This window comes from Paraburkholderia sp. EB58 (genome assembly GCF_050436665.1).
In the GTDB taxonomy this organism is placed as follows: domain Bacteria; phylum Pseudomonadota; class Gammaproteobacteria; order Burkholderiales; family Burkholderiaceae; genus Paraburkholderia.
This window is the reverse complement of record NZ_JBNDMQ010000008.1, coordinates 262,556-287,793: the sequence shown is the minus strand read 5'-3', so window position 1 is coordinate 287,793 and position 25,238 is coordinate 262,556. Positions and strand designations below refer to the sequence as shown.

Here is a 25,238-nt window from a genome sequence, read left to right as displayed (position 1 = left end):
CGTTCTCCTGGGCTATGGCGTATCCAGGCCAACCTCCGGTGAGTCGATGCGCGATCTCAAATGGCCATTACCATCTCATGCCATGAGATGCCGCCATGATCGGAACTGGACGGCTTGAGATAGCTATAGCCAAGGCGTTCATACAGCCCGACGTGACGCTCCTTGCACATGAGGTGAATGGTTTTCTTGCCCATCTCAGACATCTGCGAGACGAAGGTCCGCATCAGCAACGACGAGTAACCTTTACCCTGGTGCGCCGGGTCGATCACCACCGACATGATTACGACGTTCGGCGCGGCAGGGTCGTGCCCGACAAGTTCCTTAAACGCTTCGTCGGACATGACCACTTCGAACGCACACCCGCTGTTGATAAAGCCGATCACTTTCCCGTTGAGTTCCATCACAAGGAACCCTTGCGGGTATTGGAAGATGCGAGTGGCAATCTTATTCCGCGTGGCAGCTTCGTCGCCCTCATAGGCCAAAGTCTCGATTTCAAAGCAGCGGTCAGTATCTGACGGAATCGCTTGTCGGAAGCTCGGAGTTGTCATCTGTAACATTCGACCGGGGACCGGCCCATTGAGGTGGAAAAGACAAGATGATAAAAAGGAACCAAAATGCATGCGCTGCATTTTCTTCATCCGATACTGCACGTCATGCACGATAGTCTTCGCCGTATTGATCTGAACCTGTTGTTGGTCTTCGACGCGCTATTCCGGCATCGAAGCGTAGTCTCGGCAGCCGAGGAGCTTTGCCTAAGCTCGTCGGCGTGCAGTCACGCGCTCTCGCGCCTACGTAGCGCATTGGGGGACGAGCTTTTCGTGCGCTTCGGGAACGGTATGCAGCCGACCGCAAGAGCCGAACAAATCCGGACTCGAGTCGCTCGATTGCCTTGCGGACGATTACGTGGTCGCGGTCCGGAAGGGGCACCCCCGAATCAAAAAAAAGCTATCGCTAGCTCAGTACCTCGCGGAGCGACACGTCGTTGTCACCCCATGGAACGCAGAGGGCAGCGTTGTCGACGGGACGCTGCTAAAGTCGGGGCTTGTTCGCGACGTAGCCGTGCAATTGCCGAGCGTGATGGCCGCCCCGTTCATCGTTGCCAATTCTCAGCTCCTGATCACGTTACCTCGACGGGTGGCGCTACAACTGGCGGACGCGATCCCGCTAACAATTTACCCTGCGCCGTTCGATATCCCTCGCTACATACTCAAGGTGTTCTTTTATACGCGACATTCCGGGTCGCCCGCGCACCATTGGATGCGTGAACAGATGGTTTCTGCGTTAAGCGCATTGCCGAATCCAGCAAGGACAAGCTGACCAAAAGGCAAAGAGCTCCAACGTACGATCAAATGTCGCCGCTCGGCACGGTTTGGCCGCAGACAATCGTCGAGCAGTAGTTCAATGTCGACAACTAGCGCTAAAGCCGCGAGTGACACCGGGCGATTTCGACTGCCCGCTATACAGGGTCGACCCGAGCCAATCGCGGTCGGACTCAGTGCGGCCAGGAAGAGACCTTCATCGATGCGGTGCCAAGACATTTAGACGACGGCTCCGCTCCGCAAGCGGTCACTCGATCCCCGGGCCCGGCGTCGCATCATCGGCCATAGCTGTCATCGACGCATCTCCGGAAGCGGTCATTTCGAATGACCGGATTTCGATGTCCGGCAAGCGACATCAGGACGCGCATCCCAACAAGTGAAGATGCCCGTGGCGAGCGTGCAGCACGGGTGTCTTGAACCTCTGTGTCTGCCCCACAGTACCTGTTTGAAAGACGGCTGATAGAGTTCGCCGCGCCTGCAAAGTTCGTTCTACCGTGACCTATAGCGCTCAGATAGCCAGCTTTGATTAGGCCTTGTAAGCCAACGCCCAAACCGATATACTTTTTATAACAATGAACCTGAGAGAAACTATGACACCGGAGCGCGCCGTTTCGGTTGGCGAGACTGTTAAAGCCTCCCGCCCGGTCGGGCGCATTCCGGCCCGGTGGCTTGCGTGCTATCCGATGTTCCAAGATGCGCTGCAACAGGGCGAAACATCGTTTCGAGCACTCCCGAGGCACGCTAAGCTGGTGGCGCTTAACCGGACTACCATGATTGCAGCAGATCAAGTTGTCGCTTCGACAGTTCTGGATGACGTCGGAACGTCTTTTGTTGAACTTTCCACACCTCGTCTGGCAGAGGCCGTAGGACGTTATCTCGCAACGCAGGCGGAAAGTGGAGACGCGCAGATTGGCTCTGGCACCAGATTGCTTGATAACCTCGCCTCACAAATTCCGACGACAAACTATCCACTTGTTGCGAGACCGCCTTGCGTGCTTCGGCCCAGCGAAGGCGTCTTTCTCGATGGCTGGATGCGTTTTTTTTCATATTACGCGCGTGGCGATTCGACGATCCCACTACTCGCTATAGACTGGCCGGAATTCTTTCAGCGTCTTTGCTCACTGAACTCCAGTTACAACGGGTCACCCCTGCGTTGCGCATCTTGATCCGAGGCAACAAACGTAGGGTATAAGCGCCGCTCCTTTCCGAATCAACATACCTCTGCACACCGCCTCCTTGTGCTCAATCCTGCTGTATATGAGTGCGCCTGACAGGAAGTAGTGACAGCAATGCCTTCATCGTGTAAATCACAATCAGCGTGCCGGCTAGATCTCCGACAAACATGGCGAGAAATCTCTCTGCGATATTCTGTGTATCTCCACGCAGGAAAAACCAGATGTGATGCAAGAGTGGACTGGCGATGGAGTATGCGAGCACCAGCAGTAAGAGTCGCCTCGACGTTAGATTAAGCAGAGATGCACGAAGACCGAAAATTTCCTGCGCCAGGCGGTACGCCGCATACGGCGCGACAGTTGCAATGATGCCGCCGACGATGGAGCGCACGGGGTCGTTTGGGAAAAAGTAGAAGAAATTTACGAGCCAGCTCGCCAAAAGCAACCCTATTGCTCCATCTCCTCCCAGTAGCAGGGTGCTGAGCAATCTGATGCCAGCCGGTAGATAAATCCAGTTGACGCCTCGCACAAATTCCGAGTGCGTGAACAGCTCCTCGTTGACCCAGAGAGAGAAAGTGAAGACGACAGCTGTGCCAATCACCGAACAGAAATGCAACCGTAAGTTTGACATTGGCGTAAAATTGGAGGCGTGCGTTTTGACGAGGCGACCATGCTACCGCGCCCATTAAATCTTATGCGTGAAAAGCGCTTGTGCAAGGAGCGTCAGACGTGACGCGTCCTGCCGACATCTACCTGCGCTTCTTGCAACTGACGGAAGCGTTGCGCGGACTACCATCTTTGCCGTCGCTTGATCCGCTGGAAGAACGCATTCTGGAGTTAGTAGCTCGCTCAGGTCAAACAAAAGAACGGCTGTCCGTCAGGGACATGATGGCCAAGAGCGAACTAGGTTCGCCAGCCACACTGCACGCGCGTATCACCTCCATGCGTGATAAAGGCTGGATCATGCTCAGCGACACGGAGGACGCGCGGCGCAAACAGATTGAACTCACGCAAGCGGCACTTCGTCATTTCGACAAGTTGTCCGAATGCCTCGTGAAGGCCGCGAAGAACACGTAGCCCCCCTGAAGAACGGTCGATTGAGCAGCTTAAGCGCAAGCGCTGCCGCCGCGAATTCCTTCATCACCTATCCACGTACAAAGGCTCCTATGAGCCAAAACGTCTGCACGCCCCTTCAAATCACCAGAATCAAATATCGAGTTAGCTACAAGGCAGATTGAGCTGATTGCCTGTTTCAAATCCCAATCAACGGTGCCCTACGTTGACGGTTCTCGGTCGGCGTGAAAAAAGATAAAAAAAGCTAAAGCTTTGCTCCCGCCAGTCGTTAACGAATCTGGAACCTGAGAAGTCCGTCATGATCGTTATACATGTTATAGCGGTAGGGCAATGGACAAACACGACAACAAAAAAAGCTTGAACAATGCTGAGAAATTTGCGGTTTATCGTCCTAGCAACGGTCTTAATGTATTGCCTGTCGGGGTGCTTGCGTGCGCGCGCAGGAGAACTTGACGTCGTATCGGTGACTTCGACCGGCTTTGGCGCGAACGCGTCGGCCGCCACAGTGGACGCCGTAAGGAACAGCGTCGCTTCGGTCAACGGCGAAAGCATCGCGTCGTCCGAGCAGCTAAAAACCACAGAGACTTCTTCGACAGACCAGCAAACGCAAAAATCAAGAACGATCGACGACGACATACAGCGGACCACGCACGGCGTCGTGAAGTCGTGGCAACCAATCTCAACGGTTTCAGTGGACGGTGGTTTTCAATCGACCGTTAAGGTTAATGTCGTCGTGTTGAGGCAATCCGCGCAATTGAAGCGAATCAAGCTCGCCGTGGTTCCTTCACATAGCCCTGCGGACGATACGACCGACGCGCTGGTCGACGGCATTGCCGCAAATCTCGTTGAAAGCCGCAAGTTCGCCATCCTGGATCGGCGGCAGAACGAAGCAATCGCACGTCAATTGGCGAGCATTCGGTCCAGCAGCGAGATCCAGGACCTCGCCCGCGTCTCGACCGGAGTCGCGCCGGATTACCTTGTCATCGTGACGACGGATTCGCCACCGATGCAAGGGGGCGCCGCACAGGTGCAGGGAGAGGTGCAGGTCATCGATTACTCGAGCAGACAGATCAAGTTTGCCGAGCAGAAATCGTTCGCTGTGAAGAACTCGGACACGTTCCCGATCGCCAAGCGGCTCGCGTCCATGTCTAAAACGCTTTCGCGCGATCTGTTGCAAGCCATTTACCCACCATTGATCGTCGGCGACGATGGCGGTGTGCTCACCATTGCTCAAGGTTCTAACTATTTTAACGTTGGCGATAAGTGCTCGATTAGAGAAGTCGATGGCGCTTTGATCGATCCTTACACCAAAGAACCGCTTGGCTCTAAAAGCACTGAAGTCGGCACGGCTACGATTACTTACGTGGACCCGCGCATCTCGCAGGCGACGCTGAATTCCCAGCAGCCACTCGACCCGCGCAAGGTCGCGGCGCGCAAATACCAGATCTGGCGAACCGCAGCCTCTGCTGATGATCTCTTCAAGTCGATGTCGGCGGAGATGGGAATCGATGCCAGCCCCAAAGAGACCAAAGCGCCCATCGAACAGAGTAATTCCGACTACTGAAATATTCCTTTCAACAACGTTTCGTAACAGAACCCGCTATGACAATCACTAGAACTACAACTGTCCTCATCAGCCTTCTCTTCGCGGGACATGCAATGGCGCAGCAGGCCAACGGTGCGGCAGCCTCCGCCAGCGACGTGCCGCTTGGCGGATTCCCGGGATGTTATCTCGCTGCACCGAAGGATTCGTGCGATGCGCGTATCGTCTGCACCGGTGTGGGAACGCTCTACGGCAACACGGGTACGGACCTCCAGGCGGCGACGCAGGAAGGCTCAATGGGAGCGCGAAACGAGCTAGCCAAGTTCTACAGCAGCAAACAGAAGGCTCAGGAATCGCTTGCAACGGTTCGGCAGGACGCGCAGAAAAGCACGTCTGATGGCGGCAAGAGCACCGTTTCCTCCGCGACACGAATGATGGCAGCAGTCAGCAGCACGAGTGCCGAGGAAGTCCTGTCAGGGGTACAGGTGCTCTCGCGCGAGGTCGATCCGGCACAGCAAACGGTGACCGTGAAGGTCGGCGTGAGCTGCAGGAGCCAAGCCGCTGCTGCGCAGTCGCAGGCAGGCTCTGTACGCTCGGCTGCTCCGTCGAGCGCGGGCGCGAATGCACCGGGTGCCGGACGCGGAGACGGTGGCGCCGAAGCATACCGTACGCCGCCGGGCCAGTTGTCCAGCTTTAAGCAAAGCACACCTGATGCCGACAATTTTTAAATCGGTCGCGCTGACATCGGTCCTTTTCATCGCAGGAACGGCGCATTCAAGGGCGGCGGACATTTGCGATGAAAGGGGCTTTGCGAGAGTTCCCGCCGGACAGATACGCGTCAACAAGGAATCGACGGGCGAATGGATCGAGTTCCGCACCGGTACCCGCGCGCTGCGGGATGGATACGCGCCCGAAACGGCATCGACGGAAGCTGCCATCGCAAGGCAAGCGGCGCGGGACGCAATCTATAGCGCGTATGCGCGGATCGTTCGCCCCCCTACGGCGGCAGCGCCACTAGAGTTTCACGGGCTTCAAAGCACAGTCACCCTATGCGACGGGGAAAACACCTTCGACTTTCGGGTTCCGCTGTCGGGACTGACGTGGCGTACCGGATCTGAAGAAGACGGACCGGAGATGTTGCCACCAATAAAAAATTTTCTGAGAGACAACGGCGTCATTGACTGACCCACGTCTGAGATACGAATGGAGCGCGCATGTTCAGGCTGATTGGTTTCGCGGTGGTCGTTTTTGTTCTGGTGGTGGGGTTCCGTCCGATCAAGTCGCTCTTTGAGGGCACCCGGACGCCGAGCGAAGCGCTTGAGCAGGTAAGGCTCAGCGTTGGGCAGACGATCACACCGAACGTCGACGGGTCAGCGCAGCAGACGAGACGCGCAGCGGACCTGTCGAACGGCACGGATGCGACCGAGCCAGAGTCTGCCGGGAGTTCGCCCTCGGACGACACCGAGGCAATGGCACGGCGGCTGTTGCAGAAAGCAAATAGCCAGGACACCAACTGATATTGTTTCAACGGTTCGACACATGCAATCCAAAACTCAACGCCTTTTGCTCAGGCTTTCTTTTCCGTTGGCCATCTGTTTTTTCTCCGCGGCCGCTGGAGCGCAAGACCTGTATTTCGCCGGGTTCTCCTTTGCGGGTAACCACGACCAGAATCAGCAGCGTTATCCGGTGGCTGAGGCGCTGCAGAATGAAAAAGATCCGAACGGTGTCAATGTCCTCGATGCCGCGCTCCGAAATCAGCTCAAGGCCCTTAACCGAAGCGACATCAACCTGAAGTACGCGCTAGGCAACGAGGCCTCTGGCGATACCACCGCACTCGCCTTCGCGCTCGATCAGGAAAGCGTTGAAGATGACAGGATGGGATCGCAGGATCTCTATATCTATCGCGTCATCGCAAATGTCCTTGTCTTTGACTTCGAGACCAAGACGGTCGTGGCCGATTTCCCGGCCATGGTGCAGTACCAGGATATCGGCGCACCCGGGCGCAGCGACGCTGATAATCGGGCTGTTTTCCGAAGGATTTACCTTGAACCGGGCTTTGGTGCCAACATTTTCGCGGAGTGGGTCAGAAGACTGTCGGTTGCGAGGATCAGCAAGAGCTACTCGGCACATCTGGGCGTACGCAGCGTGACTATCGCACCCGAAGCTGAAGCAGTGGTCCCTGATACGCTCAAGCAGAATGACGCTTACGCAACCCAGGTAGCGCAGACTTTCGAATACAGCCTGGCGTCGAAACAGAATGTTGGACTGATCCCCTACACACCGGGACAGGCGATCGCAGGAAAGATGGTGGCCCGCTTCGCAAATGGCAACAGCTATGACCTGAGCTTGCCCAGGCCCGACTTTGTGATCGATCTCCGCGTCCGAGCCTTCAGGAGTACCAAGGTTGAGACGAATTCGGCCGACCAGTACGTCTTTGGATCCTTCGTTACTTTGTCAGTGGAGCAACCCGATCTGCAAAAAACATACGTCAACGCAGATTTCAAGAATCTGAATTTCGTTGTGCTGGACAAGTCAGCGGCGATCTCACCGGATCCGTGGCAGAGCTATCAAACCAGTCTGCGTAACCTGTTCAATGTGCTCGCGGAGCAGATTTCCAGCCGCGACGCGAAAGTACTCGTAGAAATGACGAGGGCGCCCGACATCAACACGCAGTTGCTGGGGTTCAAGGAGGTTGTTAGAAAATGCATGTAAACAAAACGAACAAGCGCGCCCTCATTGCAACGCTCGTGTTGTCGCTGATGACGGCATCGCACATCGCGTTTGCCGGTGTGGCGCAGATCAGGGGTAAGGTCGTCATCCCCTATTCGACGGGTCTCTTTTCCAGCGCACCTGACGCGTCGTCCAACGCGGCGGCGCTACATGCGGCGAAGCTGGCCGCATGGGATTTGTACACCGCCAGGTTCAATGACGCAAAGATGAAGATATACCTGGCGAACAAGCAGAAATTCACCGGGAATATCGACGAGTTCGTAAAGAATCTGACGGTTGTCGATCAGCAGGCCGACGCCGCAACCCATATGCTGAATGTGGTGGTCCGGGCTGACGTCAACGAAACGGCGGTCGATTCGATTCTGGATTCGACCTCGATAGCGTCGCGGCAGGGCACAGGCTCCGGGAGTACGCTGGTGTTCCTCTTTCTGGCTCGGGAAGCGACTAAGGCAAAGGCTTTTGATGCGCGGGTCGCTCAGGTCACGAAAACCGACTCCTCGAAGGTGTCGACGGAGAAAGCCGTCGACGAAGACGATACCGAGGCGACCGGTAGTCGAAGTTCGGATACCGAAGAAACGACCACCGGCGGCTCCGTGGAGCGAAAGCGGTCCCAGGTGACGTATGAAGTGACAAGTCCGGAGGACGTCACGGCTGCGATGAGCGATGTGCTTGATACCTCGGGATTTGAGGTCGCCGCTTATGACGATGTGGTCGCCAACTGCGGCGGTGTCGACCGGTCGAGTGTCATGAACGAGTTTAGTGCCAGCGACGATATGAGCGGGCAAACTCGACGCTCTGTCATTGCAGCTTCGAGGCAGTGTGGCGCCTCACTGTTCGCGACAGGCACCATTGACGTGGGCGTTCAGGACACGGATCCCGTGTCCGGCAACAAGCGCGTGTATGTCTCAGTTCGAGGGCAGGTGTGGGATATCAGACAACCATTGCCCCGAATGGTGGCGTCGGTTGGGCCGGTGCAGTTTGCAGGTTTGGGGCCAGACGATACCGTCGCAACACGCAATGCCTTGAACCTCGCAAGCAGGGCGGCTGCCAAGACCTTGGTAGACCAGTTAAATGCAAAGCAGATTCACTAAAACGATTTTTACAGAGGGCAACTTATGAAACTACATGTTATTCCCGCAGCGCTGGTACTTGTTTCGGCTGCAATCTATGCTTCGCCTTCGATGGCGTTTGGGTTTCCGTCGATCCCTGGGATTAGCGGCAGTGCCAGCTCGGGGGCAGGCGTCGACGTCGACTCGCTCACCAAGCAGCAGGCAGATCTGCTGGTGACAGTCTCGGCGTCGCTTCGCAATCTTTCGAATGCACAGGTCGCGATGGCCAATGCACTTGATCTGAAGGATGCCGCAGCTATCGCGCAGAGCAATGGGGATAGCCTTGCCGCTGGAGACCTCACCGGCAAGGACCAGATGGAGAAGGTTGTAGAGAGCAGCGTTTCGGTTGACAAAGAAATCGCAGACAAGATTGCCCAAGGCGGAGCATTGAGCAGCGATAGCAAGGCGATCTTCGCAAAATCACTGGTGCCGTATGGTCTAGGCTCCGTTGGTATGGTCGCAGCCGCGAAAAAAGCGGCGAATGCCGGGCAGTCGCTTATGCACACGATGGATCCGACAGTGCTGTTCAAGCTAGGGAGCCTGCTTTACGTGGCAAAGGAAGCGCCAACGCTGATCTCCTCGTTCAGCGGCGATACCGGGCACATCATCAGCTTTGCGAGCGCTCAGGGGATCGATACGTCACAACTGAAGACCGCGGCAGCAAAGCTCGGAGATTAAGGATATCAGCAACGTTCTGCTCGCACGGGTAACGCCTGTGAGCGGAATGCCGGAAAAGAGGTTCGGACGGGGCAAGTTCAGGCAACTAGGTGCCGATATGGCAAGAACACAGCCAGCAATATCGGCGCGCAACCTGGAGTAGCAATTCCCTAAACCCCAATAACAACTTAGGACAAAGATATCCGACTTCGCCAAGGTGAACATCGACTCGGTTTAGATGTTCGCTTCAGATATCGTCTCTCTCCGTGCTTTTCGATTCAACGCTTATGCCCCTTAAAACGATGGTGGCCGCACTCGTGGGGATACTGCACGGCGAATCGCTTACGATGATCGTCGATCAGAACTATCTTGAAGATGCCAAAGTCGGATAGGTTCGGGAGGTTTCACCATCGCGTCTAGCCTGAATTGAAAAGGATAACGAGATGTTACAGACGGTTCGATACGCCTGTGGTTCCTGAATCGGCGACAAGTGCCACTTCGAGGTAGCATCGCTTCGAATGACGAAAGTGGGTTCGAGGAGAGGTATAGCGCTTTCACATACGACTTTCTCCATAGCGGCCATTCGCGGCGACGTTTGGTCACACGCTCTCGGACGGCGGCTTTGGCCGAGAACTTACCGGTCGAGACGGCTATTCGAACGGCTGTTCCACTCCGGAAGCTGCCGTAGCAACCGCGTCGTGTCGAAGGGCTGATGTGGGTCGACAGCGTCTATTCGATTTCTCCAAGACCGGCCATTCAGAAATCACCCAGTGCGAGCGGCCCGGGTGACTGAAGTGGCCGATCTGCCGCCCCCGAATTCAGGAGTAGGATTTGATCTGTGAGAAACGGCCATCGCACATCGAGAAACTGAAGGCAGCGTAGCCGACACAAGGACAGAATTGGTGATGACGTCGCCTCTTAAGTAGTGGGGTCTGCCAGAATGAAAAAATTCGCTTTGCTATGGAAGGTTGTCAAGGGCGATCTGCGCGTGCTCTCGTATGCTCTGCGCCACCCCGACCGTCCCGGATGGCTGGTGCCCGCGATCGCTTTGGTGACGTTGTACGCGATCGATCCTTTCAATATCGCTGTTCCATTCGTCGGGATTGTGGACGATGGCGTGCTAGTCCCGCTGGCATTGCACTTGATGGTCCGCTGCCTGCCCACCCAGTTGCAACGTCTACACCGCCGCTGATGAAATTCCAACCAGCAACGTGGCGCAGAGTTCGCGCCATGCCCCATGGATCGAACCTTTTTCGTCACGCTGTCATACCGTTACGGATTGCGAACGCTGCAGCCTCCGTGCGGTTCGCGGAATCAGTCTTCGCCAGGATCGCGCGAATGTGGTTGGCAACGGTGTTCGGGCTTACGAACAGCCGCTCGGCGATTTCGCGATTGCCGAGCCCGCTTGCGACCAGTCGCAACACTTGAGCTTCGCGCGCACTCAACCCGGCCGGATAGGACGGGGATGACGGGGATGACGCATGATCGATCGAGTGTCGCACGTTGTCGATCTGCTCAGTCAGCGCGCGCATGCCCATGCGCTCCGCCGCGGCCCGTGCATCCTCGAGCAGCACGCGCGCGGCATCGGCGTCACCGTCGGCGTTGCGAGCAAGCCGCATCGAGGCATAGCGCAAGCGCGTACGCGCCAGGGCAGGTTCGGCGCCCTGCCGTAGATTCATCGCCAACGCGGACTCGAAGTGACGCTGGGCGTCGTGCCATTCGCGCCGGGTCGTCGCGAGCAAGCCGAGCAGCGACGACGACGCCCCAAAGCATCCCACCGTCGTCCCGATCAGAAGATTGCGGCCGTCGTAGGGGAGCAGCATCGCGTAAAGGACATTTGCGCGTTTCGTGTCATCCAGCCGCGCACACACTTGCGCCAGATAGGCCAGATCCGCCGCGCGCAACGCGTCGTGGCGGACAACCGCAAAGTCGTCCACCGCGAGTGCCTCGAACTCGCCGCGCGCCGCGTCGAGCAGGCCGATCTCCGCATAGATCAACGCCAGACCGGGGCGCCATATGCCTGTCTTGGGCATCGCGTTCACGAAGGCGCGAACAAGCGGCGCGAGCTCGCGCAGCCGGCCCTGCTCGCAGCGCAAAGTGAACATCTGCATGCCGTAGACGCCCGGCGCATCCAGCCCCGGCATGCGGCGGCCGATTTGCAATGCCTGCTCGATCAGCCGCTCGGCGTCGTCGAACCGGCCCACCAACAGTGCGAAGGTTGCGCGCGACGTAGCCGCCACGTAGCGCACAAACGGCTGCTGCAGTTCCGCTGCCCGGTACTCATATTGTTCCAGCCGCACGAGCCAGGTCTGGAGATCACCTAGCTCCATCAGCTCGAACAGCTGCCACGCTTGCGCGTCGAGCGCGCACAGGACGTCGCCCGTGCGTTCGGCCAGATGCAGCGCTTCCTCGATGTCCCGCAGCCGCTCTGCACTGCGCTCGGGCTGCCAGCGTGCAGACAGTGTCGAAACCAGCGTCGAGACCAGCGTGCGTGTGTCGCCGCTGCGCCGCGCCATGGCCACCGCCTGCTCGCGCACGATCGCGGCCTGAGCATCTTCGCCGCTGAAAATCAGCGCGCGCGCAAGCGAACTGAGCAACCGTGCACTTGCGATGCTGTCGCTGCTGCTCTGCGCGGTGAGCGCTTCTCGCAGCAGCCGTGCCGCCGCCTGCCCCGGAAGGCCCGGTGCCCAGGTGGCCATCTCGAAGCCGAGCGCGGCACTCGTCATCTCGTCGATCGCTCTCGCGGCACTCGCGAGCGACATCGCCTGCTCGAACGCTTCGCGCGCTTGCAGATATTCGCCCGCGAACGTGAGCGATTCACCGAGTGCGTTAAGCAGCCTGCTCTTCGATGCCGGATCGCCAGCGCTCACCATACCCGTTGCCTGAAGCGCGAGGCGGTAATAGCGGGCCGCTTCCTCATGGGCGAGGAGCCGGGTCGCGCGTTCGGCAGCGCGGCGCGCAATGTCGGCCGCACGCGTGGCATCCGCACCAGGCAGCGCGCTGGTGTAATGATGCGCGAGTGCCGGTAAATGAGGGTCCGCATCGTCCCCATAAAGATCTTCGATTGCCTGTGCTACCCGCAAATGCAGGCTGCCGCGGGTGGGTATCGGAATTTCTTCGTACAACGTCTCGCGAATCAGTGCGTGCGAGAACTGGAACCAGCCCGGCTGCTCGGCCGCTTCGAGTATGTGGGACTGCAGAGCTTCCTCGATCGTGTTCTGGAAACGGTTCGTAAGCGGCTCGTCCAGCACGCGTCGCAGCAACTGGAGATCGAACGTCCGGCCAATCAGCGCGGCGCGTTCGAGTACGCGGTTGGTCTGTGGCGACAGGTGGTTCAGGCGTCGACCGATGACTTCCTTCACCCCTTCGGGAATGCGGATGGACGGAACCGAGCACGGCCCTACCGGCCGCTCCTCCGTTCGGCCTCGCAGCACGCCCTCCTGAATCAGCAGACGAGTCATCTCGCCGATGAACAGGGGGTTGCCTTCGGTTTGGCTGTAGATCGCGTCGAGGAGCGCCGGCATGAAGCCGTTGCCGCCCGCCTGCGTGATCAGCGCCGTCGTCTCCCGACGGTTAAGTCCCGTAAGGCGAAACCGGTGGAAATGACTGTACCGGGCGAGGTCGCCGAGTGTGACCGACAGCGGATGCTGACGGTTCAATTCGATGTCGCGGTAAGTGGTGAGCAGCAGGATGCGGCTATCCCCGATCTCCGGCGCGAGAAACTCGAGTAACCGGAGCGACGATGCGTCGGCCCAATGGAGGTTGTCAATAATCAGCAACAGCGGCTCGCGCGCGGCTGCGAGCTTCCAGAAGCTGACCATTGCATCGAACAGCCGGAAGCGTTGCTGCTGCGGATCGGACGTTGGCAGTAACGGCGCCAGATCGGCGAACCGCTGCCTGATCTCAGGGAGAAGCTCCGCGATGAGCCCTGCCACGGTGCCCAGCGTGGCGCGCAGCGCATCGTCGTCATGGCTCCCGAGCCAGACTCGCATGATTTGCAGCCACGGCCAGTAGGGTGGCGCACCCGGCTCCTCGTTGCAGCGCCCCCAAAGCGTGCGCACGCCGGAAGTTCGACGGGCCAGCATCTGCGCAGTGTGCGACTTGCCGATGCCGGGCTCGCCGGCGAGCGCGACGATTGCGCCATGGCCGCCCATCATTCGTCCGAGCAATTCGGCGAGCGCGGCGAGTTCGGTTTCGCGGCCAACCATCGACCCCGCGTCGTCCTCATCCGTCACTTGCACTGTGAGGCAAGTACCGCACGCGTCGCAAAAGCGGGCGTCGGCACGATTGTCCCGGCCACAGAGGGCGCACTGCATCGAGTCGGCCTCCGATGCCTAGTTGAACATCTCCGGCCGCAACTCGCTCACTTCTACCACCACATCAGCCGGCAGGCCAGCGAGCGTGGCAGCTTCCCGAATCGCCTGGGCGCTCGGCGCCTCGTAGAGGCAGTAGGTCTTCCGTCGGTCCGCAGACAGGAACGAGAACAGCCAGTTGACGCTGCTCGCGTCGTTGATTTCCTTGAGCGCCGCAGCACCGGCGGCGTCCAGCTTCAGTTCGTCGGCGAACTGGCGTTCGATGAGAAATAGCGGCACTGCGTTCTCCCGTCTGACTGAATGCTTAGGACAAGCCGTGTTTACGTTGTAGTGACGTCCCTGCGAGGCGTCAAGCCCGCGCTTGTGCCGCCGTAGTCAGAATCAACTACGGGGCCCGGCGACGATCGCGACGCAATTTGATCAATCCTGCGGATAGTCCGTCGTGGGCCGCACGCTTACAGTGAAGATCAGGAACGCACCGAGGAGAACGACATGTTCAGCGACAACGATCTGATGGCTTATCGCGCATGCCTTCGCGGAAGCATCATCCAGCCGGCCGACGCGGGCTACGACGATGCCCGCAAAGTCTTCAACGCGATGATTTCGAAGCGTCCGCGGCTGATCGCGCGATGTGCGGACGTGGCGGACGTGATCGCATCCGTAAACTTCGCGCGCGACCATGGGCTACTGCTGGCCGTGCGAGGCGGCGGACACAACGGCGGCGGCCTCGGCATCTGCGACGATGGCCTGGTGATCGACCTCTCGGGGATGCGTAGCGTCCGCGTCGACCCTGCCGCGCGCACCGTCCGGGTGGAGGGAGGCTGCCAATGGCGCGACGTGGACCACGCGACGCACGCGTTCGGGCTTGCCACGCCGAGCGGAATCATCAGCACGACCGGCGTCGGCGGCTTGACGCTCGGTGGCGGCATCGGCCACCTGACGCGCCGCTACGGGCTCTCGATTGACAATCTGCTGTCGGCCGACGTGGTGCTCGCCGACGGACGGCTCGTCACCGCGAGCGAGACCAACAACAGCGATCTGTTCTGGGCGTTGCGTGGCGGCGGCGGAAATTTCGGCGTGGTCACCTCGTTCGAATTCAGACTGCATCCGGTGTCGGATGTCCTCGCCGGTCCGACGATATGGCCGTTGGAGCGCGGGGCGGAAATCATGCAGTGGTACCGCGCATTCATCGCCGAGGCGCCGGACGAACTCAACGGCTTTTTCGCGTTTATGACCGTGCCTCCCGTGGCGCCGTTTCCCGAGACGCTGCACTTGCAAAAGGTGTGCGCGGTTGTCTGGTGCTGGACCGGCGACCCGGCGATGGCCGATGCGGCCTTCGCGCCGGTGCTGGCGACCGGCCCCGCGCTGCACGGCGTTCAGGCGCTCCCGTTCCCAGTCCTGCAAAGCGCGTTCGACGGCCTCTATTCGCCCGGGCTGCAGTGGTATTGGCGCGCTGACTTCTTCAACGACTTGTCCGACGAAGCGATTGCGCTGCACATGGAGCACGCCCGCCAGCTGCCAACGATGCACTCTACGATGCACCTCTACCCAGTCGACGGCGCTGCGCACCGGGTGGGCCGCAACGAGACCGCGTTCAGTTACCGCGATGCCCGTTGGGCGGGAGTGTTCGTCGGAGTCGATCCCGATGCAGCGAATGCGGACCGGATCAGCGCCTGGGCTCGCGATTATCAGACCGCATTGCATCCCTACTCGTCCGGAGGGGCGTATGTGAACTTCATGATGGAAGAGGGAGAGGACCGGGTAAGGGACTGCTTCCGCGACAATTACTCGCGTCTGTCCGCAGCCAAGCGAGAGTTTGACCCCGACAACCTATTCCGCGTGAACCAGAACATCAAGCCGGCATAGCGCGCCCGCCGCCATTTGGTCAGCGGAAGGCTGCATTCTCCGGAAGTCAGAAATCCTTTCGGATAGCTAACGGAACGCAGGTCAACGCAGCAACGGGCGGCCGGATTCTATAGCGACGCTGCGCCCGGCTCACGCGACGGATTAGGCGCCCCTTGCGCGATACCAATCGCAATCGGCAGTGCGGCGATGGCAAAGCAGGCCATCGTGCCCGTCATGGCAAGCGTTCCCAAATGCGGAAATAACATGGCGACGACCAGACTGGCGATCGCACCCGCAAGCATCTGAATCGATGTCAGCAAGCCGCCAGTGATTCCGGCCAGCCTGGGAAGCGACTCGAGTGCGCCGTGAGCCGCACACGGCGCGGCGAGGCCGAAGGCCGCCGTAGAGAGGACCAACAGCGGCATGATCGTAACAATCGAGACCAGGTTCCCAAGAGACAGGGCAGCGAGGCTTCCCGTTGCGGTCACCCCGATCACCACCGCAAAGAAGAGCAGACGGCGCGGCGAAACACCGCGCTGTACTAACCGGCCGCTCAACGTCGCACCCGCGACGATGCCCCCACCGGTGCAGGCAAACAGCATCGAGTAAAGCGCCGGGCTGGCATGAAGCGAATCGATCAGCACCAACGGCGATCCTGATACGTATGAGAAGAGCCAGCCGAAGCCCAGCGCATTGACGAGGATATGGGACATCGTGCTGCCATGGCTCAGGACCTTCCGATAGTCGCGAACAAGCTTTCCGAGCAGTGGCGGCTTCGGGCCAGGCGGGCTAGTCGCGGTTTCGTCGACAGACAAGCGCACGATCAAAAGCAGCAACAGGCCGCAGGCTGCAGTCACGCCGTAGATGCCCCGCCAGCCTACGCAGCCCAGCAGCGCAGCGCCAAGTACCGGCGCAACGATGGGAGCAACCTGGGACACTACGGTAACAACGGCGAGGCGGGCCTGTGCGATCCGCCCCTCGAACAGATCCCGCACCATCGCCATGGCCAGCGTCATGCCAGCCCCGGCTCCGGCGCCCTGGACGAGCCTTGCCGCCAGCAGCACGCCAATGGACGGCGCGACGGTCGAGCACAATCCACCGATACTGAACAGCACGAGTCCAATCAGCAGTAGCGGCCGGCGGCCATGACGGTCCGCAAACGGACCATAGAAAAACGGGCTTATCGCGAAGCCCGCCATGAACAGGCTCAAGGTCAGACCGGCGAGTCCCCCACTGGCGCCTAAATCAGAGCCAATCTGTGTCAGCGCGGGGAGCGCCATATCAATCGATATAGGCGGAAGCGCGGCCAGCGCGCCCAGAAGGATCGCGAACGCCGCGCCAGTGGTTTTCAGTTTCATCACAAATACCTCGATCAGTGCTCGGCGGCTTCCAAATGCCGCAACCGTTTCAACCTGCCCGTCGGAGGAGGTCCATGATCCTCGTCAGCAGGTTAGCGAAGGCGATTCACGTAAACCCTGATTCAACTGAACCGTCTGTTGGTACAGTATAGTACCGTCTGTCGGTACATCACAAGAGCTAAATTGGATATGACAACAGAAGACACTCGAGATGGTGGGATGCAGGTGGTTTCCCGCGCAGCGGCAATTCTTCGGATGCTGAGCAGCAATTCAGGCAGCAGCCTTGGCGCAATCGCAAAAGCGACGGGGCTTCCGCGATCGACCGTACAGCGCATCGTCGACGCATTAGCTGCCGAGAATCTGGTCGAGGCGGGAGCGGCGGGAGTTCGTCTGGGCTGGGGCATGCTCCAGCTCGCGCAGTCGGCGCAGACCGAGATGTCCGCCCGCGCACGCAGCGCGCTGGAGGCGCTTTTTGCAGCAACGCATGAAACCGTAGATCTCGCCGTTGGGCATGGGGCCGAGGTGTCTTTTCTCGACCGGATCGATTCCGACCGCGAATTGCGGGTCGTGCCGATCAATAACCGGCCGAGGCCCATGCACGCCATGGCAAATGGGAAGGCCATTCTCTCGACCCTCAGCAATGATGAGATCGAGAGAATGATGTCTGGGCGCATGCCCGCTCTCACGGCTCGCACACTTCAATCGATGCCGGCGCTCGTCGCCGAAGTCGAAGAAATTCGTCGTACCGGTTTAGCCTATGACCGCGAAGAACATGCGCCGGGTGTCTGTGCGATCGCGGTGCCTATTGTCGTCAGGGGCCTGCGGACGCATGCAGTTTCGGTGGCAATGCCATCGAACCGATTTGAAGAGAGCCTGCCATCGGTGCAAAAGGCACTGATCGCCTGCCGGGCCGCGATAGAGCGTGAAGCGATTCGCGGCTGATTCCAGCGAATTGAATGACCGGTTCGGGGAAACTACTGCGCAGCGGCGACGAGTCCAACCGCAATCAAGTCGTCGGGGGTAAAGACGGGCAGCGCATCGCACGCGGCGCGAATTGCCATGAGCTCTCCCGATTCGGTCGCCTCGGCGGCATTCAAGAGCAACGCCAACTCGCCTTGCCGTTCGAGAAGTGAGCGCCGGATATCGGCATGAATCGGCAACGTGGACACGATATCCTCAATCGCACCGCCGAACAGCACATGAACCAGCGAGAACACGCCCGTCATGAAGGCCGTAGAGGCGAACCGGTTGTCATCTGGACGCAGCCAGCCAGCGGCAAGTTCCATGAATCTCGCGCGCGTGCCGCACAACTGCGCCAAGGGATTAAAGCGCAACGCGTCCGGATGACCATCTGCGAACAGGAGCAACTGGGTCCACCGTGTGATTTGCCGCGTGCCCACGACCATGATCGCTTCGCGCATTGACGAGACCGCCCGGGCATGCCCAAACGCGCCGGAATGGAGCAACCGCAACAGTTGAATCACGACGTTCGGAATCTGCTTGAGTTCCGCTTCGAGCTCGTCGATCCCGGGATCGTTACCCAGCAGCACCATCAGGCGCAGCAGCGCGTCGCGCGACGGAGTGATTCGCCGCGATGTCAGCACCTGCGGCTTCGCAAAGTAGTAGCCCTGAAACAGGTCGAAGCCGGCCCGCATAGCGGTGCTATGGTCTTCACGTGTTTCGACTTTTTCGGCGATCGACACCTTCCCTTGCTGCCTGACGACGCCGATCAGTTCGGCAAGATGCTCACGCGGGCATTCTATAAAGTCGATCTTGACGATATCGACGCACGGCAGAAACTGGAGCAGCCGCGGGGACACCTGTGAAACATCATCCAGTGCGAGCCGGAAGCCCGCACGCCGCAGGTCGTTGCAACGTCTGAAGAGTGCCTCGTCGAACGTTACCGTCTCAAGAATTTCGAGCACGAGGCGTTCAGGCGGAAACGGCAACAGCCGTACCATCTCGGACATCAGTACCGTCCGGTCGACGTTCACATAGCCGGTGTGATCGCCCAGCGCGGTGCGGAGCCCCATATCGCCGACGAGTCTCGCGATGACGTGCGCGGTGGCATCGGCATCATCCGTGATTTGGGCGAGATTGGCGCCTCCGGAGCGGAACAGCAGTTCGAACGCCGTCAATGTTCCGCTCCGGTCGAGAATCGGCTGTCGCCCGAGGTAGACGCATTCCGGTGTCGGCACTTCGCTGTTCGACGCCGATTGACCGTCGGCGTAGCCGGGCGAGGGTATTCTTGCCTTCATCTTTAAATGCTTCCCTTTCGATTGATGTACCGTCGCCGTCAAAACGGGCTGGTGACATCGCCATTCCCATAGCCCTGAATTTTTGCAACGACCTCTTCGCCTTTACGCTGCGTTCGGCTAACGCGCGGCACATCGAAAATCGCCGAGCGACTGTTCTATCGCGTCGTTCATAGGCTGCACAACAGCGCATTGAGCGCGTCGTACAGGCGGCGAATCGAGTCCTCGTCCATCAGGATGACCAGGTGCGCGCGGAACGTCTGATCTTCGAGCGCGAAATTGACCTCGAGCAAAAGTGCGGTCCGCCATGCGACAACGTTCGACTGAAAGACATCGTCGAGCGCAATTTTTTCCCCGAGCAGCGTCGGTGGGGAAAAGATCGGCGTGCGATCGAACTGGTCCAGAACGCACGAGACGCACGCACCCGTCAGCACGTTTGCAACATCGAAAATCAGTTCCGTCTGGCTGACCGTCTCGCATGCCGAATCCATGTATGACTCGTTGACGAGCGCACTCAGGTACCCGACGCCGCTGCTGCGGCAAATCACGAGCGCCTCGCCGTTGATGTCAGAGCGAAAGCCCTGGCGCACGGCAGTCACGCTTTCGTCGATGCCGGTCATCTCGCGCAGGGTCTGCGTGGCCTCGTCGACACCGACGACGCACACATGCGGGACCGACAGCTGGATGAAGGTATCGAACAGGCGAGCAAGACGCGTAGCGGCCTGGCCCATTGCCAGATTGGCAATCTCCTGCAAGGCGTCGCGCTGCTCTGCGGTGAAAACGTTCTCAAGCATACGATCTTTAGTTTTTGTTGGTTGGTCCTTTCCACGGTTTATCCACGTGGAGTCGTCGCACTTTAATCGATCGAAATTGGCAGGCTTGACCGTGCGTGTCAGTTTTTGAAAAATTCCATTTTCATTTTCCAGAAAAATTCACGTGCTCCGGATTATCTGGCTAAATTTCCGAAGCAACCTTTTCAATGACAGGAAGTCGATCACAAGATGCCCTGATCAGATCAACGACCGCGCGCTGACTCGATCCCCCGAAGCATAAGATCGATCCCGGCGAGAAAATCGACACGGTCGTCGTGAATGCGCAACTGTCTGGCTACGCTGCGGGTGAACGGATACTCGTCCGGATCGAGCTCGGACCACACGGTCGACACCTCGTCTAGAAAGTTGGATCTATCGAGGCCTTGCTCCAGAGCGAAATGCGTGTTCGCCGCGTTCTGCCCACCGACGCCAAGGATGTAGCTCAGCAAAGCGGAAACCGTTGCCCACTGGTTTCCGTCCGGCACGCCAAGAGCGCGTACCTGCTGGCCTACGCGTTCGAGAACGCGCACCATCGGCAACTGCCCGGGGGCACGTGTCAGCGCTGAGCCGACCCACGGATGCGCGTCGATCGCGTCGAACATGGCTAGCGCGAGCGCGCGAATGGTTTCTTGCGGCGTCGTGCCGTCCACGGGCGCGTTCATCGTGCGCGCGACGATGGTGTCGCACGCGGCGGTCAACAGATCACTCTTGCTGGCGATGTGCCAATAAATTGCGCCAGGACCGGTGGCGAGCCGCTCGGATAAGGCACGGAACGTCAGCCCCCTCTCTCCGCTGCTGTCCAGGAGCTCAATCGACGCCTCAATGATTCGATCCGGCGAGAGCGAGTCCTCCCGTCGTTGCGTGCTACGCGGCTTTTTTGCCATGTCTCATCTTGACACTTATGGAATGCCGTTCCAATATTAGCATGGAATGTCGTTCCATAAACCGCTTGTGGCAGATCTCACGGCGACCTCCGACAAACAGGGAATCAGGATGAATACATCAGTTGCGATCATCGGTGCGGGGCTCGGTGGCCTTACTCTTGCCCGGGTCCTCCACGTCCACGGCATTGCTGCGACGATCTACGAAGCGGAAGCCTCGGCAAATGCGAGAGTGCAAGGAGGCATGCTCGATATCCACGAAACCAACGGGCAGCTCGCACTCAAGGCAGCGGGACTCTTCGATCAATTCCTTGAAATCATCCACGCCGGCGGCGAGGCAACGCGAGTGCTCGACAAGGACGGCAATGTCCTGTTTGAACATCCCGACGACGGCGCAGGCGGTCGACCTGAGGTACCCCGAGGAGAGCTTCGCAGGATTCTGCTTGACTCGCTTCCTACCGGCACGGTCCGCTGGGGACACAAAGTCGCAGAAGTATCTCCGCTCGGCGGCGGACGGCACGTGTTGACCTTTGCCAACGGCGCAACGGTAACTACCGACCTCCTCGTGGGGGCCGACGGAGCCTGGTCGAGAGTTCGTCCACTTCTTTCCGAGGCGAAGCCGACGTACGTCGGCACGTCATTCATCGAGACACACCTGTTTGACAGCGACACTCGTCACAAGGCGAGTGCGGGAGCGGTTGGTGGCGGCGCGCTGTTTGCGCTGGCGCCGGGGAAAGGCATCGCGGCGCACCGTGAACCCAATGGCGTGCTGCATACGTACGTGGAGCTGAACAAACCAAAGGAATGGATTGACAGTATCGACTTCTCCGACCCGGTGACTGCCTTGGCCCGCGTTGCGGAGGAGTTCGACGGCTGGGCTCCGGAGTTGCTAGCGCTCATCACCGACGGTGAGACTGCCCCTGTGCCTCGTCCTATTCATGCGCTCCCGGTCGAGCATCGATGGGCTCGCGTGCCGGGGGTGACGCTGCTCGGCGACGCGGCGCACCTGATGTCACCGTCTGGTGAAGGGGCCAACCTCGCAATGTTCGACGGCGCTGAACTCGGGAAGGCCATCGCCGCCAACCCCGGTAACGTTGAAGCCGCGCTGATCGCGTATGAAAAGGAGCTCTTTCCCCGTAGTGAGTTGGAAGCAGAGGAATCCAAAGGAATCCTCAACGTGTGCCTCGGCCCCAACGCGCCTCATAGCCTGGTTGATTTCTTCACCAATAACCAGCCCGTCAAGTAGCTGTCCTGCCGCCTGAATCGTCGATTCACACCTCTATTTCGACGGGGCCGCCGGTGGAATTAATCGGATTCATTAGTCAACGTAGCAGGCATCAGGCTGCTGCACTGGATCAGTGCCGGCAGCCCTTCCGCCGTCAACCCACGCGCGATTTTGCGCATTCCGATAGAAGAGTCTCAATGGGCCACCGTCCAGCCGACCCCGCGCACGTTGCGGATCAGGGATTGCCCGAACTTTTTGCGCATTGCATGGATCAGCACGTCAACCGCATTGCTTTCCACCTCTTTACCCCATCCGTATAGCCTGTCCTCAAGCTGGCCGCGCGACAGGATCATGCCGGGCCTTTCCAGAAACGCGTGCATCAGCGCGAACTCGCGCGCAGAGAGCGACGACGCCACCCCGTTGCAGCGCAACATGCGTTTGTCGAGATCGAGGCTGAGCGACTCGCCGCCGATACGCGAGGTCGCGTAGCCCGCCTTGCGCCGCAATACCGCCCGGATACGCGCAAGAAGTTCGCGGACTTCGATCGGCTTGAGTACGCAATCGTCGGCACCGACGTCAAGGCTGTGCACACGCGTCTCCAGATCGTCCAGTGCAGTGAGAATCAGCACGGGGACGTCATTGCCCGCGGCACGTAGCGCGCGTAGCAGATCGATACCGCCTGCGCCCGACAGCCCGGGATCGAGCAATACGACAGCGTAATAGGCCGTGTTGATGGCCACGCTGCCGGCCTTGCCGTCGCGCACCCAGTCGACACTGCAATCCGCAACCTTCAATGCGCGAAGCAGGCTCTCGCCAATCTGCAAATCCTCTTCAACCAGTAAAACTCGCATGATGTCCCAACGTTTTTGGATAGCGTTCGCTCCACTTCAGTCGCACGCTATTGAATATAAAATCACCCTGTTGATTCGCATAACGTATTGTGTTGGGCTTAAATCACCTGGAATTCACGTTTGTGAAGAGTCTTGCGCACTCCCGCGCATGGTTTTGCCCTGGATCGAATCACGATAAGTGGTCGTATTGATGCTGCGGGACGCAGTGTGCAGGATTTTTTGGAATGGCGAAAATACTGGCTCGCGATGCGGGTATAAGCAGCACGTATAGCTCGCATGAGCGACACGGCAATTCCCGTCCTAAAGGCGTTGCACCCGGCGAGGAGAGGGGGACTTCCTGATCGGTCCGATCGTGGCCGGACGCGGCATGCGACGTTCTCGTACGCCGTGATTCTTTACGCACACGACAATATCAGCCGTCTGCTGGGGATTCCGCCCCTTATTCGGCAGGCCGGGTCAAGGGTGGCGCCAAAAACGCGCCCCCGTCCATTTGACCCTTTAGATTGAACCTTACGGAAGCCGCGCTGGGGGCACGCTGGCCGTCGATGTCGACTTGATAAAAACCCTTCAATTTGATCTGTACAAGCGGATCACGACTAATACGACTAATGCACCTGCAGTAGACACCACGATATCGAGGAAAATACTGTTCGGAATCGTAAGATCTAACCCATGCGCGATTCCAGACGCCATACAAGCGCCTAGAATGCCCAGAAAGATGTCCTTGAGGATGCCATAGGGTCTTCCTCGCCAAGCAAAGCTGGCAATTCCGCCGGCAATCGCGCCGGCCAATATCCAGATAATGAGACTGTGGGAAGTATCACTCATTCGTTGTCCTCGTTTAAGTAAATCCGCGACGCGCGCAACGGCCGTCATGCATGTCTATTGTGAAGGCGTGGAATTAGCTCAGAATTACGTCAGTTTGGACGCCAGGACGGCTTGCCTCATAGCGAGCCGGGTGCGTTCTTGCGCAGACCCTGAAGTCCACGACGTGACTGACCACTTCCCGGCGCCGCACGGCATGCCAGATTGAACGAATCGACAACCCGCTCAAACGGCGACGCATCATGCACGCCTCCAGCGAGGAGAAAATAACAAAGATACGGAAAAATCTGCTCACTGAGAATTTGACTGCACTCCACCGGCAACATCGCCGTGATGTTATCTATCGCCATGATGTCGATGCCATCTGGCGTTCGAAACACCGGTTTCTCAAAGTCAGTCGGCGCCGAATAAATCGGGATCGGATTGCCCGGATGCGTAGCCTCGCAACTCACATCTCCAATCAGCTTGATTCGAGTTCGCGCATCGATCATGTCCTTCGATAGAAATATCGGCGTATCCTTCGTTAGCTTAATGCAATTAAACACGATGTCGTACCCGTGCAGCAGTTCTCTTCGACCGATCTTTTCGCGGGTAATCTTCAGTGATCGATCGTATCCCAGCCCGAGTTCATCGAGCAGATGTGTCACCCCGCTGCCCGACTTTCCCCGATGACCAATGACCAGGATCCTGGGGATCGGAATATGCGCAGCGAGAAGTGATCTCGCATATGCGCTGAGTTCCGCACAACTGGCAAACTGATTCGGAACGCGATATAACCCGGTGCGTTCACAATGTCTCTGCTTCCAGATGTCCAGACATGCCGTCGCGGCACACATTCCGGCCAGGTATCCGGCGCCGCCGGTAACTAGCTGTGCGCCGGACGAATCCTTGATCTGTTCAAGGTCATAAAGAAAGCCGCCACCTCTCTCGAATCGTTCGAGCAGTTCGACCGAACCCCCTTGGCCCTCGTAGGCATGCGCGAAGTAGAAGTGCCGGTGTCGCAGCGGAAAGGATCCGTCCGGAAGCTCCTTTAGCCCCAGAATCAGAGTGTCGCGATTGGCGAATCTCCAGCTTCCCTTCTCGACCAGAATGCAGCCTTGCTCGCGATATGCCGAGTCGCTGAAAATGCGGTCCTCCGACGCCTCTACGCACACACGGTAGCCATTTCTGACGAGTATCCCTGCGTGAACCGGGATCAATGGAGTTCGCCGTTCGTTCAACTTGGTTTCAGCACGTAGCCACAGGGTTTCCATATCTGCGCTCCAGAGA

General features: G+C 58.8%; 24 protein-coding genes and 1 pseudogene. 14 read left to right on the top strand and 11 right to left on the bottom strand.

Annotated features, from left to right (window positions below; translation table 11 throughout):
• Positions 1-56: 56 nt before the first annotated feature.
• The gene (locus P3T40_RS14715; RefSeq protein WP_429268455.1) at positions 57-548 is read right to left on the bottom strand and encodes a GNAT family N-acetyltransferase; all 492 of its coding nucleotides are present in this window, start codon (positions 546-548) and stop codon (positions 57-59) included.
• Positions 549-614: 66 nt separating this feature from the next.
• Between P3T40_RS14715 and P3T40_RS14710 the strand changes: the two are divergent.
• A pseudogene (locus P3T40_RS14710) lies at positions 615-1,317 on the top strand (LysR family transcriptional regulator).
• 592 nt (positions 1,318-1,909) lie between these two features.
• Positions 1,910-2,485: a hypothetical protein gene (locus P3T40_RS14705; RefSeq protein ID WP_429268441.1), complete on the top strand. Its 576-nt coding sequence runs from the start codon at positions 1,910-1,912 to the stop codon at positions 2,483-2,485.
• Between the two features lie 76 nt (positions 2,486-2,561).
• On the opposite strand, the gene P3T40_RS14700 is transcribed toward P3T40_RS14705, so the two are convergent.
• Positions 2,562-3,122: a hypothetical protein gene (locus P3T40_RS14700; protein WP_429268440.1), complete on the bottom strand. Its 561-nt coding sequence runs from the start codon at positions 3,120-3,122 to the stop codon at positions 2,562-2,564.
• A 98-nt stretch (positions 3,123-3,220) separates the two neighbouring features.
• Here P3T40_RS14700 and P3T40_RS14695 point away from each other — a divergent pair, with 98 nt between their 5' ends.
• The 9 genes from P3T40_RS14695 (at position 3,221) to P3T40_RS14655 (ending at position 10,796) form a co-directional block, all read left to right on the top strand.
• On the top strand, positions 3,221-3,568 hold the full coding sequence (locus tag P3T40_RS14695) for a winged helix-turn-helix domain-containing protein (protein WP_429268439.1): 348 nt from the start codon (positions 3,221-3,223) through the stop codon (positions 3,566-3,568).
• A gap of 403 nt (positions 3,569-3,971) precedes the next feature.
• Positions 3,972-5,129, top strand: coding sequence for a hypothetical protein (locus P3T40_RS14690; RefSeq protein WP_429268438.1), 1,158 nt, complete (start codon positions 3,972-3,974; stop codon positions 5,127-5,129).
• A gap of 38 nt (positions 5,130-5,167) precedes the next feature.
• Complete coding sequence (locus P3T40_RS14685; protein WP_429268437.1) at positions 5,168-5,836, top strand: hypothetical protein; 669 nt, start codon at positions 5,168-5,170, stop codon at positions 5,834-5,836.
• The gene (locus P3T40_RS14680; RefSeq protein WP_429268436.1) at positions 5,820-6,293 is read left to right on the top strand and encodes a hypothetical protein; all 474 of its coding nucleotides are present in this window, start codon (positions 5,820-5,822) and stop codon (positions 6,291-6,293) included. Before P3T40_RS14685 ends, P3T40_RS14680 begins: the two co-directional genes overlap by 17 nt.
• A gap of 29 nt (positions 6,294-6,322) precedes the next feature.
• Positions 6,323-6,625 carry a hypothetical protein gene (locus tag P3T40_RS14675; RefSeq protein ID WP_429268435.1) on the top strand — a complete coding sequence of 101 codons (303 nt, stop codon included), beginning with the start codon at positions 6,323-6,325 and terminating at the stop codon, positions 6,623-6,625.
• Positions 6,626-6,647: 22 nt separating this feature from the next.
• On the top strand, positions 6,648-7,820 hold the full coding sequence (locus P3T40_RS14670; RefSeq protein WP_429268434.1) for a hypothetical protein: 1,173 nt from the start codon (positions 6,648-6,650) through the stop codon (positions 7,818-7,820).
• Positions 7,811-8,929 (top strand): hypothetical protein, encoded by a 1,119-nt coding sequence (locus P3T40_RS14665; RefSeq protein WP_429268433.1) that lies wholly within the window; start codon positions 7,811-7,813, stop codon positions 8,927-8,929. Before P3T40_RS14670 ends, P3T40_RS14665 begins: the two co-directional genes overlap by 10 nt.
• A 24-nt stretch (positions 8,930-8,953) precedes the next feature.
• Entirely contained in the window at positions 8,954-9,625 is a 672-nt protein-coding gene (locus tag P3T40_RS14660; protein WP_429268432.1) for a hypothetical protein, read from the top strand.
• A gap of 919 nt (positions 9,626-10,544) precedes the next feature.
• The gene (locus tag P3T40_RS14655) at positions 10,545-10,796 is read left to right on the top strand and encodes a YkvA family protein (protein ID WP_429268431.1); all 252 of its coding nucleotides are present in this window, start codon (positions 10,545-10,547) and stop codon (positions 10,794-10,796) included.
• Between the two features lie 64 nt (positions 10,797-10,860).
• Here the strand turns inward: P3T40_RS14655 and P3T40_RS14650 are convergent, their stop codons facing one another.
• Together P3T40_RS14650 and P3T40_RS14645 are read right to left on the bottom strand one after the other, a co-directional pair.
• Complete coding sequence (locus P3T40_RS14650; RefSeq protein WP_429268430.1) at positions 10,861-13,920, bottom strand: AAA family ATPase; 3,060 nt, start codon at positions 13,918-13,920, stop codon at positions 10,861-10,863.
• Positions 13,921-13,938: 18 nt separating this feature from the next.
• Positions 13,939-14,196 (bottom strand): DUF4242 domain-containing protein, encoded by a 258-nt coding sequence (locus P3T40_RS14645; protein ID WP_429268429.1) that lies wholly within the window; start codon positions 14,194-14,196, stop codon positions 13,939-13,941.
• A gap of 213 nt (positions 14,197-14,409) precedes the next feature.
• Between P3T40_RS14645 and P3T40_RS14640 the strand changes: the two genes are divergently transcribed.
• Positions 14,410-15,783 (top strand): FAD-binding oxidoreductase, encoded by a 1,374-nt coding sequence (locus P3T40_RS14640; protein WP_429268428.1) that lies wholly within the window; start codon positions 14,410-14,412, stop codon positions 15,781-15,783.
• Between the two features lie 107 nt (positions 15,784-15,890).
• Here P3T40_RS14640 and P3T40_RS14635 read toward each other — a convergent pair whose 3' ends face one another.
• A complete protein-coding gene (locus tag P3T40_RS14635) occupies positions 15,891-17,120 on the bottom strand; it encodes a Bcr/CflA family efflux MFS transporter (RefSeq protein ID WP_429268427.1) in 1,230 nt (409 codons plus the stop codon).
• 189 nt (positions 17,121-17,309) lie between these two features.
• On the opposite strand from P3T40_RS14635, the gene P3T40_RS14630 reads away from it, so the two are divergent.
• Complete coding sequence (locus P3T40_RS14630) at positions 17,310-18,062, top strand: IclR family transcriptional regulator (RefSeq protein WP_429268426.1); 753 nt, start codon at positions 17,310-17,312, stop codon at positions 18,060-18,062.
• A 32-nt stretch (positions 18,063-18,094) separates the two neighbouring features.
• Here P3T40_RS14630 and P3T40_RS14625 read toward each other — a convergent pair whose 3' ends face one another.
• From P3T40_RS14625 to P3T40_RS14615, 3 genes are all read right to left on the bottom strand, one after another.
• On the bottom strand, positions 18,095-19,378 hold the full coding sequence (locus tag P3T40_RS14625; protein ID WP_429268425.1) for an EAL and HDOD domain-containing protein: 1,284 nt from the start codon (positions 19,376-19,378) through the stop codon (positions 18,095-18,097).
• A 167-nt stretch (positions 19,379-19,545) separates the two neighbouring features.
• Entirely contained in the window at positions 19,546-20,169 is a 624-nt protein-coding gene (locus P3T40_RS14620; RefSeq protein WP_429268424.1) for a chemotaxis protein CheC, read from the bottom strand.
• A gap of 221 nt (positions 20,170-20,390) precedes the next feature.
• Complete coding sequence (locus P3T40_RS14615; RefSeq protein WP_429268423.1) at positions 20,391-21,071, bottom strand: TetR/AcrR family transcriptional regulator; 681 nt, start codon at positions 21,069-21,071, stop codon at positions 20,391-20,393.
• Positions 21,072-21,117: 46 nt separating this feature from the next.
• On the opposite strand from P3T40_RS14615, the gene P3T40_RS14610 reads away from it, so the two are divergent.
• Positions 21,118-22,314 (top strand): FAD-dependent oxidoreductase, encoded by a 1,197-nt coding sequence (locus P3T40_RS14610; protein ID WP_429268422.1) that lies wholly within the window; start codon positions 21,118-21,120, stop codon positions 22,312-22,314.
• Positions 22,315-22,487: 173 nt separating this feature from the next.
• Here P3T40_RS14610 and P3T40_RS14605 read toward each other — a convergent pair whose 3' ends face one another.
• From P3T40_RS14605 to P3T40_RS14595, 3 genes are all read right to left on the bottom strand, one after another.
• Positions 22,488-23,144 (bottom strand): response regulator transcription factor, encoded by a 657-nt coding sequence (locus P3T40_RS14605; RefSeq protein WP_429268421.1) that lies wholly within the window; start codon positions 23,142-23,144, stop codon positions 22,488-22,490.
• Between the two features lie 567 nt (positions 23,145-23,711).
• Complete coding sequence (locus P3T40_RS14600; protein ID WP_429268420.1) at positions 23,712-23,972, bottom strand: GlsB/YeaQ/YmgE family stress response membrane protein; 261 nt, start codon at positions 23,970-23,972, stop codon at positions 23,712-23,714.
• 116 nt (positions 23,973-24,088) lie between these two features.
• Entirely contained in the window at positions 24,089-25,222 is a 1,134-nt protein-coding gene (locus tag P3T40_RS14595; RefSeq protein WP_429268419.1) for a saccharopine dehydrogenase, read from the bottom strand.
• Positions 25,223-25,238: the final 16 nt, after the last annotated feature.